At 70.0% G+C, this 13,694-nt stretch carries 13 protein-coding genes and 1 pseudogene; 6 read left to right on the top strand and 8 right to left on the bottom strand.

Features of this window, described 5'->3' with window-relative positions; all coding sequences use genetic code 11:
• Window positions 1-48: 48 nt before the first annotated feature.
• From AJAP_RS37030 to AJAP_RS37020, 3 genes are read right to left on the bottom strand one after another with little or no spacing between them, the layout of a single operon-like run.
• Complete coding sequence (locus AJAP_RS37030) at window positions 49-900, bottom strand: oxygenase MpaB family protein (RefSeq protein ID WP_038520252.1); 852 nt, start codon at window positions 898-900, stop codon at window positions 49-51.
• Window positions 897-1,445: a TetR/AcrR family transcriptional regulator gene (locus AJAP_RS37025; RefSeq protein WP_162483774.1), complete on the bottom strand. Its 549-nt coding sequence runs from the start codon at window positions 1,443-1,445 to the stop codon at window positions 897-899. Before AJAP_RS37025 ends, AJAP_RS37030 begins: the two co-directional genes overlap by 4 nt.
• On the bottom strand, window positions 1,442-2,824 hold the full coding sequence (locus AJAP_RS37020; RefSeq protein WP_038520246.1) for an amidase: 1,383 nt from the start codon (window positions 2,822-2,824) through the stop codon (window positions 1,442-1,444). Before AJAP_RS37020 ends, AJAP_RS37025 begins: the two co-directional genes overlap by 4 nt.
• A gap of 76 nt (window positions 2,825-2,900) precedes the next feature.
• Here AJAP_RS37020 and AJAP_RS37015 point away from each other — a divergent pair, with 76 nt between their 5' ends.
• The gene (locus AJAP_RS37015; protein WP_038524572.1) at window positions 2,901-3,905 is read left to right on the top strand and encodes a D-cysteine desulfhydrase family protein; all 1,005 of its coding nucleotides are present in this window, start codon (window positions 2,901-2,903) and stop codon (window positions 3,903-3,905) included.
• 78 nt (window positions 3,906-3,983) lie between these two features.
• Here the strand turns inward: AJAP_RS37015 and AJAP_RS43305 are convergent.
• Together AJAP_RS43305 and AJAP_RS37005 are read right to left on the bottom strand one after the other, a co-directional pair.
• Window positions 3,984-4,454: pseudogene (locus AJAP_RS43305) on the bottom strand (DUF998 domain-containing protein); the annotation flags it as partial.
• A 134-nt stretch (window positions 4,455-4,588) separates the two neighbouring features.
• Complete coding sequence (locus AJAP_RS37005; protein WP_038520244.1) at window positions 4,589-5,362, bottom strand: protein phosphatase 2C domain-containing protein; 774 nt, start codon at window positions 5,360-5,362, stop codon at window positions 4,589-4,591.
• A 62-nt stretch (window positions 5,363-5,424) separates the two neighbouring features.
• Between AJAP_RS37005 and AJAP_RS37000 the strand changes: the two genes are divergently transcribed.
• Entirely contained in the window at window positions 5,425-5,634 is a 210-nt protein-coding gene (locus AJAP_RS37000) for a sigma factor-like helix-turn-helix DNA-binding protein (protein ID WP_004559389.1), read from the top strand.
• Complete coding sequence (locus AJAP_RS36995) at window positions 5,634-6,158, top strand: Clp protease N-terminal domain-containing protein (RefSeq protein ID WP_038520240.1); 525 nt, start codon at window positions 5,634-5,636, stop codon at window positions 6,156-6,158. The genes AJAP_RS37000 and AJAP_RS36995 overlap by 1 nt, the downstream gene beginning before the upstream one ends.
• A gap of 362 nt (window positions 6,159-6,520) precedes the next feature.
• Here AJAP_RS36995 and yczE read toward each other — a convergent pair whose 3' ends face one another.
• Complete coding sequence (yczE, locus tag AJAP_RS36990) at window positions 6,521-7,153, bottom strand: membrane protein YczE (RefSeq protein WP_038520239.1); 633 nt, start codon at window positions 7,151-7,153, stop codon at window positions 6,521-6,523.
• 61 nt (window positions 7,154-7,214) lie between these two features.
• On the opposite strand from yczE, the gene yczR reads away from it, so the two are divergent.
• Window positions 7,215-8,669 carry a MocR-like transcription factor YczR gene (yczR, locus tag AJAP_RS36985; RefSeq protein WP_038520236.1) on the top strand — a complete coding sequence of 485 codons (1,455 nt, stop codon included), beginning with the start codon at window positions 7,215-7,217 and terminating at the stop codon, window positions 8,667-8,669.
• A gap of 516 nt (window positions 8,670-9,185) precedes the next feature.
• On the opposite strand, the gene AJAP_RS36980 is transcribed toward yczR, so the two are convergent.
• Window positions 9,186-10,271 carry a hypothetical protein gene (locus AJAP_RS36980; RefSeq protein ID WP_228694753.1) on the bottom strand — a complete coding sequence of 362 codons (1,086 nt, stop codon included), beginning with the start codon at window positions 10,269-10,271 and terminating at the stop codon, window positions 9,186-9,188.
• Between the two features lie 365 nt (window positions 10,272-10,636).
• Between AJAP_RS36980 and AJAP_RS36975 the strand changes: the two genes are divergently transcribed.
• A complete protein-coding gene (locus AJAP_RS36975; protein ID WP_038520230.1) occupies window positions 10,637-11,110 on the top strand; it encodes an RNA polymerase sigma factor in 474 nt (157 codons plus the stop codon).
• A gap of 12 nt (window positions 11,111-11,122) precedes the next feature.
• Here AJAP_RS36975 and AJAP_RS36970 read toward each other — a convergent pair whose 3' ends face one another.
• Window positions 11,123-12,286: a pyridoxal phosphate-dependent aminotransferase gene (locus tag AJAP_RS36970; protein WP_038520228.1), complete on the bottom strand. Its 1,164-nt coding sequence runs from the start codon at window positions 12,284-12,286 to the stop codon at window positions 11,123-11,125.
• A gap of 29 nt (window positions 12,287-12,315) precedes the next feature.
• On the opposite strand from AJAP_RS36970, the gene AJAP_RS36965 reads away from it, so the two are divergent.
• A complete protein-coding gene (locus AJAP_RS36965; protein ID WP_038520225.1) occupies window positions 12,316-13,614 on the top strand; it encodes a DUF445 domain-containing protein in 1,299 nt (432 codons plus the stop codon).
• Window positions 13,615-13,694: the final 80 nt, after the last annotated feature.

Below are 13,694 nucleotides of genomic sequence, written 5' to 3'. Positions count from 1 at the left end.
ATCGGGGTCCCCCGTACAGGGGACTCCGCCCCTTACTCCGGTGGGGGGTCAGCCCCCGAGGAAACGATACGCGCGTGGATGCGCCCGGAACCAGACGTTGAGCCTGCCGATCCGCCGCACGAGCGAGGAACGCAACGTCACCGGCACCAGGCTGCCGAAGAACCGCACCACGCGACGGAATCGGTCGAATCGGCGCTGGTCACGGGCCGTCCACTGTAGACCGAGGCGGTCCCGCAGCGCGGGTGGCAGCGTGGCGCGGATGACGAACATCTGTCCCCGATGCTGCCATCGCTGAAGCCGGACCCACCGTTCGTCGGGCAGCCATCGCCACGGTTTCTTCACCGTCCGGATCGTTTCGAACAACGTCGAAATCGTTTCGTTCGGGCCGAAACCGTCGATCATGTCCGCGTAGTACCGCTCGAATTCGGGCCACGTCGGCGGCAGGTCCTGCTCGCGCAGACCGAGAAGCCGTCCGACGTCGCACATCTGCGCGTAGTATTCGTCCACTTCGGACGGAGTCATCGGGGTGCCGTAGAACCGTTGTGTGTCAACGGGAACCATGACGAGCGTGGCGTGCACCCAGGCGTACGCGTGCGGGTTCAGCGCGCTGTAGCGGCGGCCGTCGTCGACGCCGGTGAACCGCCGGTGCAGTGCGCGCAGCCGGTCCGCCTCGTAGCGCGCGCCCTCCGGGCCGCCGTAGATGTAGATGGACAGCGACGCGGCCGTGCGCATCAGCCGGGTCCATGGATCCTCGACGTAGTCGGAATGATCCCGCACCCCGGCCGCGACGACCGGATGCGCGACCTGCAGCACCAGCACCTGGCCCGCCAGCAGCCCGGCCCGGAAGTCGCCGAAGTACTTCCACGCCGCCGTCCCCTTGACGATCGGCAGACCGGTCATGACGCGCCGCGGACGAGCATCATCAGCGACTGCGCCACCCCGACGCCGTCGTCTCCCGTGGCCAGCCTGCGCAACTGCAGGCCGGCGATCAGCGCGACGACGGGACCGGTCAGCCGTTCCGGCGACGGCACGCCGAGCGTCTTCAGGATCACCAGCGCGAGCTCGTCGTACGCGGCGAAACAGCGGGCGGCCGCGTCCTGGAGTTCCGGGTCGCGCGCGGCCTGCAGGTACAGCTCGTGCGCGCCGAGTTCGTCGGTGCCGAACGGCAGCTGCGCGATGACCTGCTCGACCACCGACGCGGCCTGCTCGACGCTCAACCCCTGCTCGCGGTACGCGTCGACGAACCCGGTCAGCTTCGTGGTCTCTTCTTCGACGAACAGCAGCATCGCCTCGCGCAGCAAGGCGGTCTGGCTGGGGAAGTGGTAGGTCAGCGTGCCGAGCGAGACGCCTGCCGCGGTCGCGATCCGGCGATTGGTCAGCCCGCCGACACCCTGTTCCCCGACCACCTTGAGGGCGGCGTGGAGGATGGCCTCGCGGGTGTTCACCAAGCGGTCTCGGGTTTGCGGTCCTGCCACCGTTCGACCTCTTCCAGTTGCGCGGCCAGCGAGATGAGCCGCTCCTCGGCGTGCGAGGGGCCGAGCAGCTGACCGCCGAGCGGCAGGCCGTCGGGGCTCAGCCCGGCGGGGACGTTGACCCCCGGCCAGCCCAGCACGTTCCACGGCCAAGCGTAGGGGCACGCGGCGATCATGGCCTGGTCGGTCTGCCAGCCGGAGAGCCGGTCGAAAGTGCCGATCCGCGGGGGCGGGGTGGCGGTGGTGGGCGTGAGCACGACGTCCACCCGCCCGAACACCGAGCCGATCTGCCGCTGCAGCAACGGTTCCGTGGCGCGGGCGAGCCGCAGCGCCGGACCGGCCAGCGCCGAACCCTGCCGTGCGTTGGCGCGGGTGCGTGGATCGAGCCGCGCCTGGTCCGGGACGCGACGGGACCAGTCACGCACGCCGACGAGCGAACGCGGCAGGAAGGTGAGGCCGATCAGCCGGTAGTCGGGTTCGATCTCGACGATCTCGTGGCCGAGTTCGGCGAACCGCTCCGCGAGCCGGACGACGGCCGCGTGAGCCTGCGGATCGAGTTTCGTTTTCGTTGCGGTGAACGGGATCCGCGTCGACAGCCCGATCCGCATCCGGCCCGGTTCGCGGCGGGCGGCCGCCTGGAACGCGGTACCGGTGCCGGCGGCGACGTCGAGCAGCAGGGCCGCGTCGGCGACGGTGCGCGCGAGCGGGCCGACCACGGTCAGGCCGTGGAAGAGTTCGCGTTCGGTCGGGACCCGGCCGCGCTGCGGTTTGATGCCGACCAGATCGGTCCACGCGGCCGGGATCCGGATCGACCCCGCCCCGTCGGAACCCAGCGCGGCGGCGATCACCCCCGACGCGATGGCCGCCGCCGCGCCGCCGGAGGAACCGCCCGGCGTGCGCTCGGTGTCCCATGGATTGCGGGTCGCGCCGAACGCGGGGCCTTCGGTGAACGGCCATTGGCCGAGTTCCGGGGTGTTGGTCTTGCCGATGAGCACCGCGCCCGCCTCGCGGAGCGCGGCGACGGGCGGGGAATCCGTTGTCGCGACGGAGAAATCGCCCTCGCAACCGAACGCCGTCGGCAGTCCCGTGACGTCGAGGTCGTCCTTGATCGCGGTCGGGACGCCGAGCAGGGGAGCGGATTCACCGGCAGCGAGCCGCCGATCGGCTTCCTCGGCCTCGCGAAGGGCTTCTTCGGCGCGGAGGCATTTGAAGGCGTTGAGAACGGGCTGGCTGGCTTCGGCCTTTTCGAGCGCTTGCCGGGTGAGTTCGACGGAAGTGACCGCGCCGCCGGCGAGCATCGAGGCCTGTTCGGCGAGGCCGGTGAACGCGAGGTCGGCCTTCGAGGTGGTCATGGGTTCCCCCTGCAGGTTCTCGTTCGTTCAAACGAACGATACCACCGGGTAGTCTCGGTGTGGTTACGTGACGTTCATGAACCTCGATCGCTTCCCCCGCGTCGACCTCGGCGGCTATCCGACGCCGCTGCATCCCGCACCCCGGCTGGGCGAGGCCCTGGGCCTGCCGAACCTGCTGCTCAAACGGGACGACGTGCATCCGCTCGGCGTGGGCGGCAACAAGCTGCGCAAACTCGAGTTCCTGCTCGGCGCGGCGATCGAGAACGGCGCCGACACGGTGATCACCTTCGGCGCGCTGCAGACCAACCACGGCCGCCAGACGGCCGCTGCCTGCGCGAAGCTCGGGTTGCGGTGCGAGCTCGTGCTGACGGCGAAGGTCCCTCGCGACGGTGACGCGTACGAAAAGTCCGGCAATGTCTCCCTCGACCATCTCTTCGGCGCGAACGTGCACATCTGCCGCGACGGCGAGGAGACCGGAAGGACCTACGACCGGCTGATCACCGAGGCCGCGGCCGAGGGGCGCCAGGTGGCGACGTTCCCGGTCGGCGGCTCCGACGGGGTCGGCGCGCTCGGTTACGTCGCGGCCGCGCGGGAGATCGCCGGGCAGCTCGCCGAGCTGGGAATCACCAAGGCGAGGCTGGTCGCCCCGCACGCCAGCGGCGGGACGTCCGCGGGGCTCGTCGTCGGGACCGCGGACCTCGACTGGCTGACGCTGGACATCGCGTGCGTCAGCCATCCGGTCGACGAAGCCCTCGACAACCTGGCCGATCTCACCAACGCAGCCTCCGCGCTGCTCGGCACCGAGCCGCCGTCACTCGACGGTCTGCGCGTCGACGACCGCACGATCGGCCCCGGCTACGGGATCCCGACCGGCGAGACGTGGGACGCGGTGCGGCTTTTCGGCCGTACGGAAGGAATCGCGCTCGATCCCGTGTACACCGGCAAAGTGGGCGCCGCGCTGATCCGCTGGGCCGCCGAAGGCCATTTCGCGCCCGACGAGCACGTTGTCTTCCTGCACACGGGTGGGCTGCCCGGCCTCTACGGCTACGCCCCGGAATTCGCCGACGCGGTGCGCCGCTGACGCGACCTTCAGCATCCCGGCGATCAGGATCACGTGTGCCACCAAGGAAACCCGCTGCATGACCCCGACCGGCGCGATGTCGGTCAGCGTCTTGAAGAACGGGATGTCGGCCAGGCGCACGAAGATGAAGCTGAGCCCGAAGACGACGAGACCGGCCGCGCTGCCCCAGGCCAGGCGCCCGACGAGCCTGGCCGCCGGGGTGCCGCGCAGGTTGTCGCGCAGGGTGAAGCCGGCGGCGGGCAGGCTGAGGAACGCGATGAGGCACGCGTAAAGGTGGATCTCGCCGCTGACCGGATCCGGGAATTCGGGGTAGCTCGCCGGGAAGATCGCGGCCGCCGCCAGCCCGAGCGACCACAGCACGAACAGCAGTTTCGTGGTGCGGCTGAGCGGGATCCCGGCCGCGGCCAGTGCGCCGAGCGCGGTGAGCGAGCCGATCGACAGGGAGAGCACGCTGGCGCCGAGCATGCCGGTGCCGCGGTCGACGTAGGCGTAACTGGACAGCGTGTCGAACACCGGATCGCGTGAACTGATCAGATGCAGCACGACCATGGTGAACAGCGCCCAGCCGATGGCCGCGCCCGACGCGATCAGCCAGGGTCTCGTCCGCGATCTCTCCCCAGGGAACGTCATGCGTCCAGCCTGCTCGCGCGGGCGCGGCTTTCCGATCCGGGAAGCCCCCGGTTTTACCCTGGGGCTACCCCGAAGTCGACCAGTACCAGTAGCTGGTCATCGTGCCTTTTCGCGCGCGGCCAGCGCTCGCCGTCGGGGTCCTGTTTCTCCGCCGTGCGCACCGCGTCGAGGACGGCGTCGGGGCCACGCTCCCGGCTGATGGCGAGCACTTCCGGCCAGTCGAACAGGCCGTACTCGTCGACGCCGATCGCGACGCCGTCGGTCGCCAGCAACAGGGCGTCGACCTCCGAACGCGGCCAGCTGCGGCGGACGGCCTCGGCGGCGGCCTTGGGTTCCGCTTCGGCGACCCAGAAACCGTCCGGCGCGTTGCGTTTCGCGCGGACGTCGGCGCCGGTGCGGAGCTGGCCGCTTTCACGCAGCGAGACGAGCCTGTCGTCGGTGAGCGGGTCGGCGCCGGAAGGGCCGAAGGCGACGATGGGGCTGTCGGCGAGCACCAGCCCGTCGACGGTGTCGTCGGTCCAGCGCGCGATCGCGACCGTGCTCGACGGCGAGCGTCCCGGTTCGAGGCCCTCTCGGCGGGCGACGTCGGCGATCGACTCGGCCAGCAGGACCGCGAGATCGGCCTGGGGTTCCGCGGTCAGCGCCCGCGACAGGCTGTGCACGAGCAGGCTCGCGTACCAGCCGCCGGACGGCAGATCCGGCCTCGGCGCGGTCGCTCCGTCCAGCACCACCACGGCGTTGCCGAGTACGGCGACATGGTCTTCCGTCGGGCGCGTCGATCCGTCCGCGCCTACTCCGTCCCTTTCCGCCACTGAGATTTCGGCCATGTCCCCGACCCTAACTGTCAACCGAGGTTGACGTGGGCGGCATGTCAACGTAGGTTGACGTCATGACCGAAGCGACAGATCTGGCCGCGCGAGCCGGCGACCGCGATCCCCGGGTGGGATTGCGCGCCGTCGCCGCCTTGCGCCGGCTGTTGGAACAACTCGAGGCCGTGCAGGTCCGCAGCGCGCGGGTACACGGCTGGTCCTGGCAGGAGATCGCGGCCGAGCTGGGGGTCAGCAGGCAAGCGGTGCACAAGAAGTACGGGAGGCACTGATGTTCGAACGTTTCACGCCCGAACTGCGCGAGGTCGTCGTCGGCGCCCAGCGAGTGGCGTCGGACGAGACGTCCGCGAACGTCGACCCGCTGCACCTGCTGACGTCGCTGGCCAGGGGTGCCGGCGTGCTGACCGCGCTGGGCTGCCCGGCGGACGAACTGGCCGACGACCTCCGCCGCGTCCGCCGCCGGGGCGGGATCAGCGACGCCGATGTCGAAGCGCTGAGCGGGTTCGGCATCGACGTCGAGCACATCGTCGAGCGGGTCGAGCAGACCCACGGCCCGGGGGCGCTGACCGGCGGGCAGCGCTCGGGACGCGGTCACCGGCCGTTCACGCCGGAGGCGAAGAAGGTGCTGGAGAAGAGCCTTCGCGAAGCCATCGATGTCGGCAGCAAGCGCATCGAAGGCGAGCACCTCCTGCTCGCGCTGACAGCCGTTCCCGGCGTGGCCGCCGACGTACTCGCGCAGCGGGGCATCGACTACCTCGCCGTCCGGCGCCTCCTAGAACAACGAGAGGCCAGCTGATCAGCTCGTGAGCGGTGTGCCCGCTCCGGAATCCGATTGATGCCTTTATATCCGTTTCCGGACGGGGTCGTGAGTGATAAAGAGGGTTAGAACGACCCAAATCACTCACGACCCGTGCGCAAAGTGACCGAATTGGGCTTTTTGCCCTCGAAAGTGTCCCTTGTGGACAGTTAAGAGCGCGCCAGATCTCACGAGGCCGTGCCCCATCGCGCCGCCGCCGCTCTTGCTCGCCCGGCGAGCACGCGTGACCAGGTGGACGACACGCGTGACTGGATGGACGACACGTTCGCGGCCGGGGCTATGGCGAGACGTCCGCCCGATCACGCGTGTCGTCCATCCCGACACGTGTGTCGTCCATCCAGTCACGCGTGGGCGCGTTCCCGCCACACGACGTACGGCAGGAACGCCTGGGTCAGGGGGCCGATGGCGAGCGCGTAGAGGACCGTGCCGACGCCGACCGTGCCGCCGAGCAGCCAGCCCGCGGCCAGCACGGTGATCTCGATGAGGGTCCGGACGAGGCGGATCGACTTGCCCGTCCGGGCCGAGAGACCGGTCATCAGCCCGTCGCGGGGGCCGGGGCCGAGCCGCGCGCCGACGTAGATCGCGGCGGCGAGGCCGTTGAGCACGACCCCGGCGACCAGGTTGAAGATCTGCCAGCCGAGCACGTCCTGGTCGGGAAGGAAGACCCGCACGAGGTCGACGGTGAGCGAGATGACCACGACGTTGGCCGCGGTCCCGATCCCCGGCCGCTGCCGCAGCGGGATCCACAGCAGGAGAACGAGGACCGACGCGATCGCGGTGACCGTGCCGAACGAGAGACCGGTGATCTTCATCAGGCCTTCGTGGAGCACGTCCCACGGGTCGAGGCCGAGTCCCGACCTGGTCAGCATGGCCATGCTGCCGCCGTAGAGGGCGAGCCCGCCGACGAGCTGGAGTGAACGGCGGGTGGTGTCCTGGGAGATGCCGACAGGGTTGAGGTCGAGTTTGAGTGCCACGTGTGCACCATCAGGGGTACGTGGCTACCTTGACCATGGCCAATCTGGAACAATTGGCCTTATGGAACCGCTGATCCCGCTGACTGGACGCGTTTCGGGCCCGAAATTGGCCATCTTGCTGGGGAGTTGGCGGCAGAGTGGTTCTCGACACGGTGCCGCGGATCTCGCGGCCGCCGTCGAGCTGCTGGTCCTCGACGGCAGGCTGCCGCTCGGCACGAAACTGCCCGCCGAACGGGAGCTCGCCGAGGCGCTGGACGTCAGCCGCACGCTGATCGGTGCCGCGCTGGACAAACTGCGCGCCGACGGCCTGGTCGCGAGCCGTCGCGGGGCGGGCTCGTGGATCGCGGCGCCCGGCGGTCGCGGCCGGAGCGCGATCCTGCCGACCGGCGAGGATCTCATCGACCTCGCCCAGGCCTGCCCGCCCGCCGTCGCGGGCCTGGTCCCGGCCGTCGATGCCGCGCGGAAGGCGCTGGTGGACCACCTCGGCGAGAACGGCTATGAGGTGCGCGGCCTGCGGGTCCTGCGTGAGCGGATCGCCCGCCGCTACACCGAACGCGGCCTGCCGACCAACGCCGGCCAGGTGATGGTCACCAACGGCGCGCATCACGCGTTCGTGCAGGTCCTCCGCATGTTGGCCGGCCCCGGCGACCGGGTGCTCGTCGAGCAGCCGACGTACCCGAACTCGCTGGAAGCCATCGGCGCGGCCCACGCGATCGGGGTACCGGTGCCCTTGGACCCGGTCACCGGATGGGACGTCGTCGGTATCGAAGCCGCGCTGCGGCAGTCCGCGCCGAGGCTCGCGTACTTCGTCGCGGACTTCCATAACCCGACCGGCCTGCGCATGGACGCCGCCGGCCGGGAACGGCTCGCGGCCGCGCTGAACCGCGCTCGGACCCCGGCGATCATCGATGAGACGCTGGTCGAGCTGGACCTCGAAGGCGATCCGGTGGACGGACCGCCGCCGCTGGGCGCGTTCATGGGCGATCTCGGCATCACGATCGGCTCGGCGTCCAAATCGCACTGGGCGGGCCTGCGGCTCGGCTGGATCCGCGCGTCCGAGGACATCATCGGGCGGCTGGTCGCCGCCCGGTTCGCCGTCGACCTGGGGTCTCCGGTGTTCGAGCAGCTCGTCCTCGCGGAACTGCTCGACGACGGCGGGGCCGCGCTGGCACATCGTCGTCAGGAGACGCTGGCCCTGCGCGACGCGCTGACCGGCGCGCTCAACTGGTACTGCCCGGAGTGGACGTTCACCGTCCCGTCCGGCGGGCTCTCGCTGTGGTGCCGTCTGCCGGAGCCGATGAGCACGCGGCTGGCCGTCGCGGCGGCGGGACACGGGGTGCAGGTGGCGCCGGGCTCGCGGTTCGGTGTCCACGGTGGACTGGAGCGCTGGCTACGGCTGCCGTACGCGCTTCCGGCCGAGACGCTCTTCGAGGCCGTACGCCGTCTCGGCGCGGCGGCCGCTTCGGTCGCCGCGACCCCCGCCGTCGTCGCCCCGGTCGCCGTCCAGGTCACCTGACGCCCCGCATTTCGTCCTCTGAATGCGGTCCTTGCGCGTGCAACTACCGCATTCAGAGGACGAAACGCGGGCCGGAAACGGAAATAGCCGGTGCGCCGGCGGGGCGGCCGATGCTCCAGGGAGGGCATCGGCGCCGCACGACCAGCGCACCGGCTATCCGGCCCGTCCCGAGGCCGAAACCTCGGGACGGGCACCGCGGCGGTTACCCGGCACAGCCCCTCGACGTGCCGGGTAACCGCCCGCGGTTCAGGCGGACTTCGAGCTTGGCCGGCTCCTGCTCGGCGCGGTGAGCAGAAGCCCCCGGAGTCCACCCGGTGCTGGTCCCGGCGCCGCAGGGGCAGCGCGGCGCCGGGGCCGGGATCCGAACCGGCCGGGCGCGGTCGGCCGTTCGGAAAGACTTTGGGGTTGCCTGAAAAGGGGCAGGCGAAAAATGGCTTATGCCAGAGGATTCAGCAGCCGTCGAAACCAGAAGTTGATCTTGATTTGGACGTGGTTCTCCCCGGCGACCCGGTCAGGTCAGTCGGGGGAGGTGGCGGGAAGCGCGGCTTCCCGGCCGGTGCGCTCGCCTTCGTGATCGCAGCCGGTTCCGAGGAGCTTCAGCTGCGTGGCGGGGATTCCGGAGTCGAGGACGGCGAGCGGCCCGCGGCCGCCGCCGGTGTTGTCGTGTCCGGGCTGGGCGGTCGTCGTGGGCGCGACCGGCGCCACCGGGGCGCTCGGCAGGCCACCGCCGCCGCCCGAGCCGCCGCCGTCCCGGGACGCGTGCGTGTCGGACTCGGCGGGCGCGGCCGGAGCGGGCTTGGCGTCGTGCTGGACCCGGACGGGCAGCGTGACGCGGTGGTTCTGGCTCGCCGCGACCGGAACGGGGGTCTCGGCGGGGACGAGCGGACGCGGGTCCGGCGTGGCGGGCGCGTCCGGCGTGACGGCCTTCGCCGGGACGGCGATGGTGACCGAGCCGCTCGCCGATTCACCCGAGCCGCCACCGAAGACGGGGTCGAGCATGTCGCCGGTGCCCGGGAGGATCGACGGGCCGCCCCCGGTGCAGCACGGATTCGGCGTGATGATCGGCGCGACGACCTGGTCGCCGATTCCGTCGACGACACCGACGACCCCGCCGACGGTTTCGACGACGCCGCCGACCGTGGTCGTGACGACGTTCAGCACACCGCCGATGAGGCCGCCCAGCAAACCGTTGGACGCCTGGGGCTTCGCGGTCTTCGTTTCCGGCTCCGGAGAAGAGGTCTTCTCGACGGAACTCGTACTCGAAACGGTCTCTTCCTCCACAGTGGCCTCGGGCTCTTCGCTCACAACGGGAGCGGGCTCCTTCGAGGTTTCGGTGGGCTCAGCGGGTTTCGTGGTTTCGGTCGCGGCGGAGTCCGAAGTGGACTCGTTCGGAGTAGTCGATTTCCCGGATCCCGCTTCGTCCGCGGGCTGGACCACGGAGGTCTCCGGCGTCACGGGAAGCCGTTCGTCGGCCGAAGCCGGGGTGCTCAAAACGGCGCCGAGGAGCCAGCCGGTGAGCGCGAGCCCGCCCGCGAAAAGAATTCGCATGCCGGTCTTGCGGGAGGTGAGGTCGTGACGGCGCACGACTGCCGCACCACTCACAGCAATCACCACCGTCCGCGCCTGAAACCCACGTTTTCCGCGTGAGTTCGATCTTTCTTGGGGTCTCTTCCGGTCAGGTCGCAGTTCCCCCGGGGCTGCACCAGTTTTAGCACCGGAGGGGAGTGTTTCACCTCAGCCGCCGTCGATCCAGCCCGTTAGGCGGAACGACGCAACCGGCTCCGGTGCCTGGAGTACCGAAGTTGATCACTCTCGGTATGTGCCCGGCGGCCATCCGGGGACGGGTGGAACTACTCAAATCCTCGGTGACCTGACCTTTTCCGGATCCCGGATGCGGTGTGTGCCGTCAAAGTTGCGTTCGGTGATCGGTACGGCGGACGCAAGCCGCCGGGAGGGGAGGGTCCGGGATGTGGGACGTGAACGCCGTGTCGGCGGCGGTGCTCAAGGCGCTGAAGGCCTACCGGCTGAGCGAAGCCGACGCCAAGGACATCTGTCAGGAGGCTTGGCTGGAACTGCTTCGCGTGCCCGGCGCGCTACGCGACGAAGCGAAACTCGGGGCTTGGCTGACGACCACGGCGCGGCGTCGCGCGCTCCGGATGATCACCAGGAACAGGCGCGAAACGCCGCGTCCGCTGCCCGGCGCGGAGACGACCCCGGAGGCCGAGGTCGTCCGCGCCGAACGGGACCGCGCGCTCTGGGCGGCGGTCGATCGCCTGCCGGATTCGCATCGACGGCTCGTGCGGCTCCTCGCGCACCGGCCGGAGCTGTCCTACGCCCAGATCGCGGGGGAGCTGGGCATCAGTCCGGCCAGTGTCGGCAGGCTTCGAAGACGGTGTTTGGACCGGCTCAGACGCGCACTCGAAAAAGGCGGCTGGGCGTGAACATCGGAGGGGTCATCGCAGTTTGCGCAACCGGGTGACGGCTTCGTCGATGACCTCGTTGCGTTTGCAGAACGCGAAGCGCAGAAGGTGTTTCCACTCTTCCGGGTGATCGGTGAACACCTTTACGGGCACGGCAGCCACGCCCACCCGTTCGGGGAGTTCCCAGGCCAGTTCCGCGGCGTCGTCGAAGCCGAGCGGGCGGACGTCGACGCAGACGAAGTAGGTCCCGGCGGTCGGCCGCACCGCGAAACCCGCCTCCGCGAGGCCTGCCGCGAGCCGGTCCCGTTTGCCCTGGAGGCTCGTGCGCAGCTCCTCGGCCCACGGCAGCTCGTGGTCCAGCGCGTGGGCGACGGCGGGCTGGAACGGGCCGCCCGAGACGAAGGTGATGAACTGCTTCGCCGCCTTCACCGCCGCGACCAGTTCGGGGCTCGCGCAGACCCAGCCGATCTTCCAGCCCGTGCAGTTGAAGGTCTTGCCCGCGCTGGAGATCGACACGGTGCGATCGCGCATACCGGGGAAGGTCGCGAGTGGGAGATGCTCGGCGTCGTCGAACACGAGGTGCTCGTACACCTCGTCGGTGATCGCGATCAGGTCGTGCTCCACGCAGAGCGCGGCGACGGCTTCCAGCTCGGCGCGCGTGAACACCGTGCCGGTCGGGTTGTGCGGCGAGTTGATCAGGATCGCCCTGGTCCGGCCGGTCACCGCGACGCGCAGGCCCTCGACGTCCAGCGCGAACCGGCCGTCGCGTTCCACCAGCCCGACGACCCGCCGCTCCGCGCCCGCCATGGCGACCGCGGCCGCGTACGAGTCGTAGTACGGCTCGATGACGATGACCTCGTCACCCGCCTGCGTGAGCGCGATCAGCGACGCCGCGATGGCCTCGGTGGCACCGGCGGTGACCAGGATCTCGGTGTCGCGGTCGTACTCGACGCCGTAGCGGAGCCGGTGCCGCGCGATCGCCGCGCGCAGTTCGGGCCGTCCGGGACCCGGCGGATACTGGTTCGCACCCCCGAACAGCGCGTTCTTGGCGGCGTCGAGCATTCCGGCGGGACCGTCGGTGTCGGGGAAACCCTGGCCGAGGTTGACGGCTTCGTGGCGGACGGCGAGTGCCGTCATCTCCGCGAAGATGGTCGACGTGAAGGGCTGGAGGCGGGGTACGAGGACAGGTTCGCGCACGATCAGCCATCCTCACGGACAATGGCGGTGTGGAGCAACTGACGCCCGCCAAGGTGACCCCAGCCGATCCGCCCGGTGGAACCGCCGCCGAGGAGGAGAAGCGCCGCGGCCTGCGCAAGATGAAGATGGTCGCGCTGTCGTTCCTGCTCGGCGCGACGGTGATCTTCCTGCTGACCAGCTGGGCCGAGGCCGCCGGCTGGCCCGCCTGGGTCGGTTACGTCCGCGCTGCCGCCGAGGCCGGGATGGTCGGCGCGCTCGCCGACTGGTTCGCGGTGACGGCGCTGTTCCGGCATCCGCTGCGGATCAAGATCCCGCACACCGCGATCATCCCGAACAAGAAGGACGCGCTGGGCAGCAGCCTCGGTGACTTCGTCGGCTCGAACTTCCTGTCCGAGTCCGTGGTCCGCGAGAAGCTGAGCCGGGTCGAGGTCTCGAAGCGGCTCGGCGGCTGGCTCTCGCAACCCGCCAACGCCGAACGTGTGACGTCCGAGCTGGCCACCGTCGTGCGGGCGGCGGTCAGGGTGCTCCGCGACGAGGACGTCCAGGCGATCATGGAACAGGCCGTGGTCAAGCGGATCGTGGACAAGCCGTGGGGTCCGCCGCTCGGCAAGATCCTGGAGGGCGTGTTCGCCGACGGGGCGCATCACAAGCTGGTGGACCTGATGTGCGACCGCGGCTACGAGTGGGTGCGGGACAACCACTCGACGATGCTGCGCGTGGTCTCGGACCGGGCGCCGAGCTGGTCGCCGAAATTCGTCGACGAGATGCTCGCGGACAAGGTCTACGGCGAGGTGCTGTCGTTCGTCTGGGCGGTGAAGACCGACGTCAACCACCCCATGCGGCTGGCGCTGGACAAGTTCCTCGGCGAGTTCGCCCAGGATCTGCAGACCGATCCCGAGGTGATGGCGCGCGCCGAGCAGGTCAAGTCCCAGATGCTGGGGCACGACGAGGTGCAGAAGCTGATCGGTTCGGCGTGGGCGACGGCGAAGGAGATGCTGCTCAACGCCGCCGAGGACCCGTCGAGCGAGCTGAGGCGCCGCGTGCGCACGGGCCTCGAAACGCTCGGGGAGCGGCTGGTCTCCGACGACCACATCCGGTCCAAAGTGGACACCTGGGTGGAAGGTGCGGCGGCCTACGTCGTCACCCACTACTCCCAGGAGATCACCACGATCATCACGGACACGGTGGAGCGCTGGGACGCCGAGGAGACCTCGCGCAAGATCGAGCTCCAGGTGGGCCGGGATCTGCAGTTCATCCGGATCAACGGCACCGTGGTCGGCGCGCTCGCCGGCCTGGTGATCTACGCGGTCGCGCAGCTGCTCTTCTGAGCGCCGCGCGTATACCACACTCCGGAGGCCGCACCGGGAGTTGTCCACAGGAAGTGGAGTCATCCCCAGGGTTATCCACA

This window comes from Amycolatopsis japonica (genome assembly GCF_000732925.1).
Classification (GTDB): Bacteria; Actinomycetota; Actinomycetes; order Mycobacteriales; family Pseudonocardiaceae; genus Amycolatopsis; species Amycolatopsis japonica.
This window is presented reverse-complemented; position numbering and strand designations above follow the sequence as displayed.

Excerpts from the sequence above, each read along its gene's own strand:
- AJAP_RS37030 (WP_038520252.1), bottom strand. The coding sequence starts at position 900 with ATGACCGGTCTGCCGATCGTCAAGGGGACGGCGGCGTGGAAGTACTTC.
- AJAP_RS37020 (WP_038520246.1), bottom strand. The coding sequence starts at position 2,824 with ATGACCACCTCGAAGGCCGACCTCGCGTTCACCGGCCTCGCCGAACAG.
- AJAP_RS37015 (WP_038524572.1), top strand. The coding sequence starts at position 2,901 with ATGAACCTCGATCGCTTCCCCCGCGTCGACCTCGGCGGCTATCCGACG.
- AJAP_RS37005 (WP_038520244.1), bottom strand. The coding sequence starts at position 5,362 with ATGGCCGAAATCTCAGTGGCGGAAAGGGACGGAGTAGGCGCGGACGGA.
- AJAP_RS37000 (WP_004559389.1), top strand. The coding sequence starts at position 5,425 with ATGACCGAAGCGACAGATCTGGCCGCGCGAGCCGGCGACCGCGATCCC.
- AJAP_RS36995 (WP_038520240.1), top strand. The coding sequence starts at position 5,634 with ATGTTCGAACGTTTCACGCCCGAACTGCGCGAGGTCGTCGTCGGCGCC.
- yczR (WP_038520236.1), top strand. The coding sequence starts at position 7,215 with ATGGAACCGCTGATCCCGCTGACTGGACGCGTTTCGGGCCCGAAATTG.
- AJAP_RS36975 (WP_038520230.1), top strand. The coding sequence starts at position 10,637 with ATGTGGGACGTGAACGCCGTGTCGGCGGCGGTGCTCAAGGCGCTGAAG.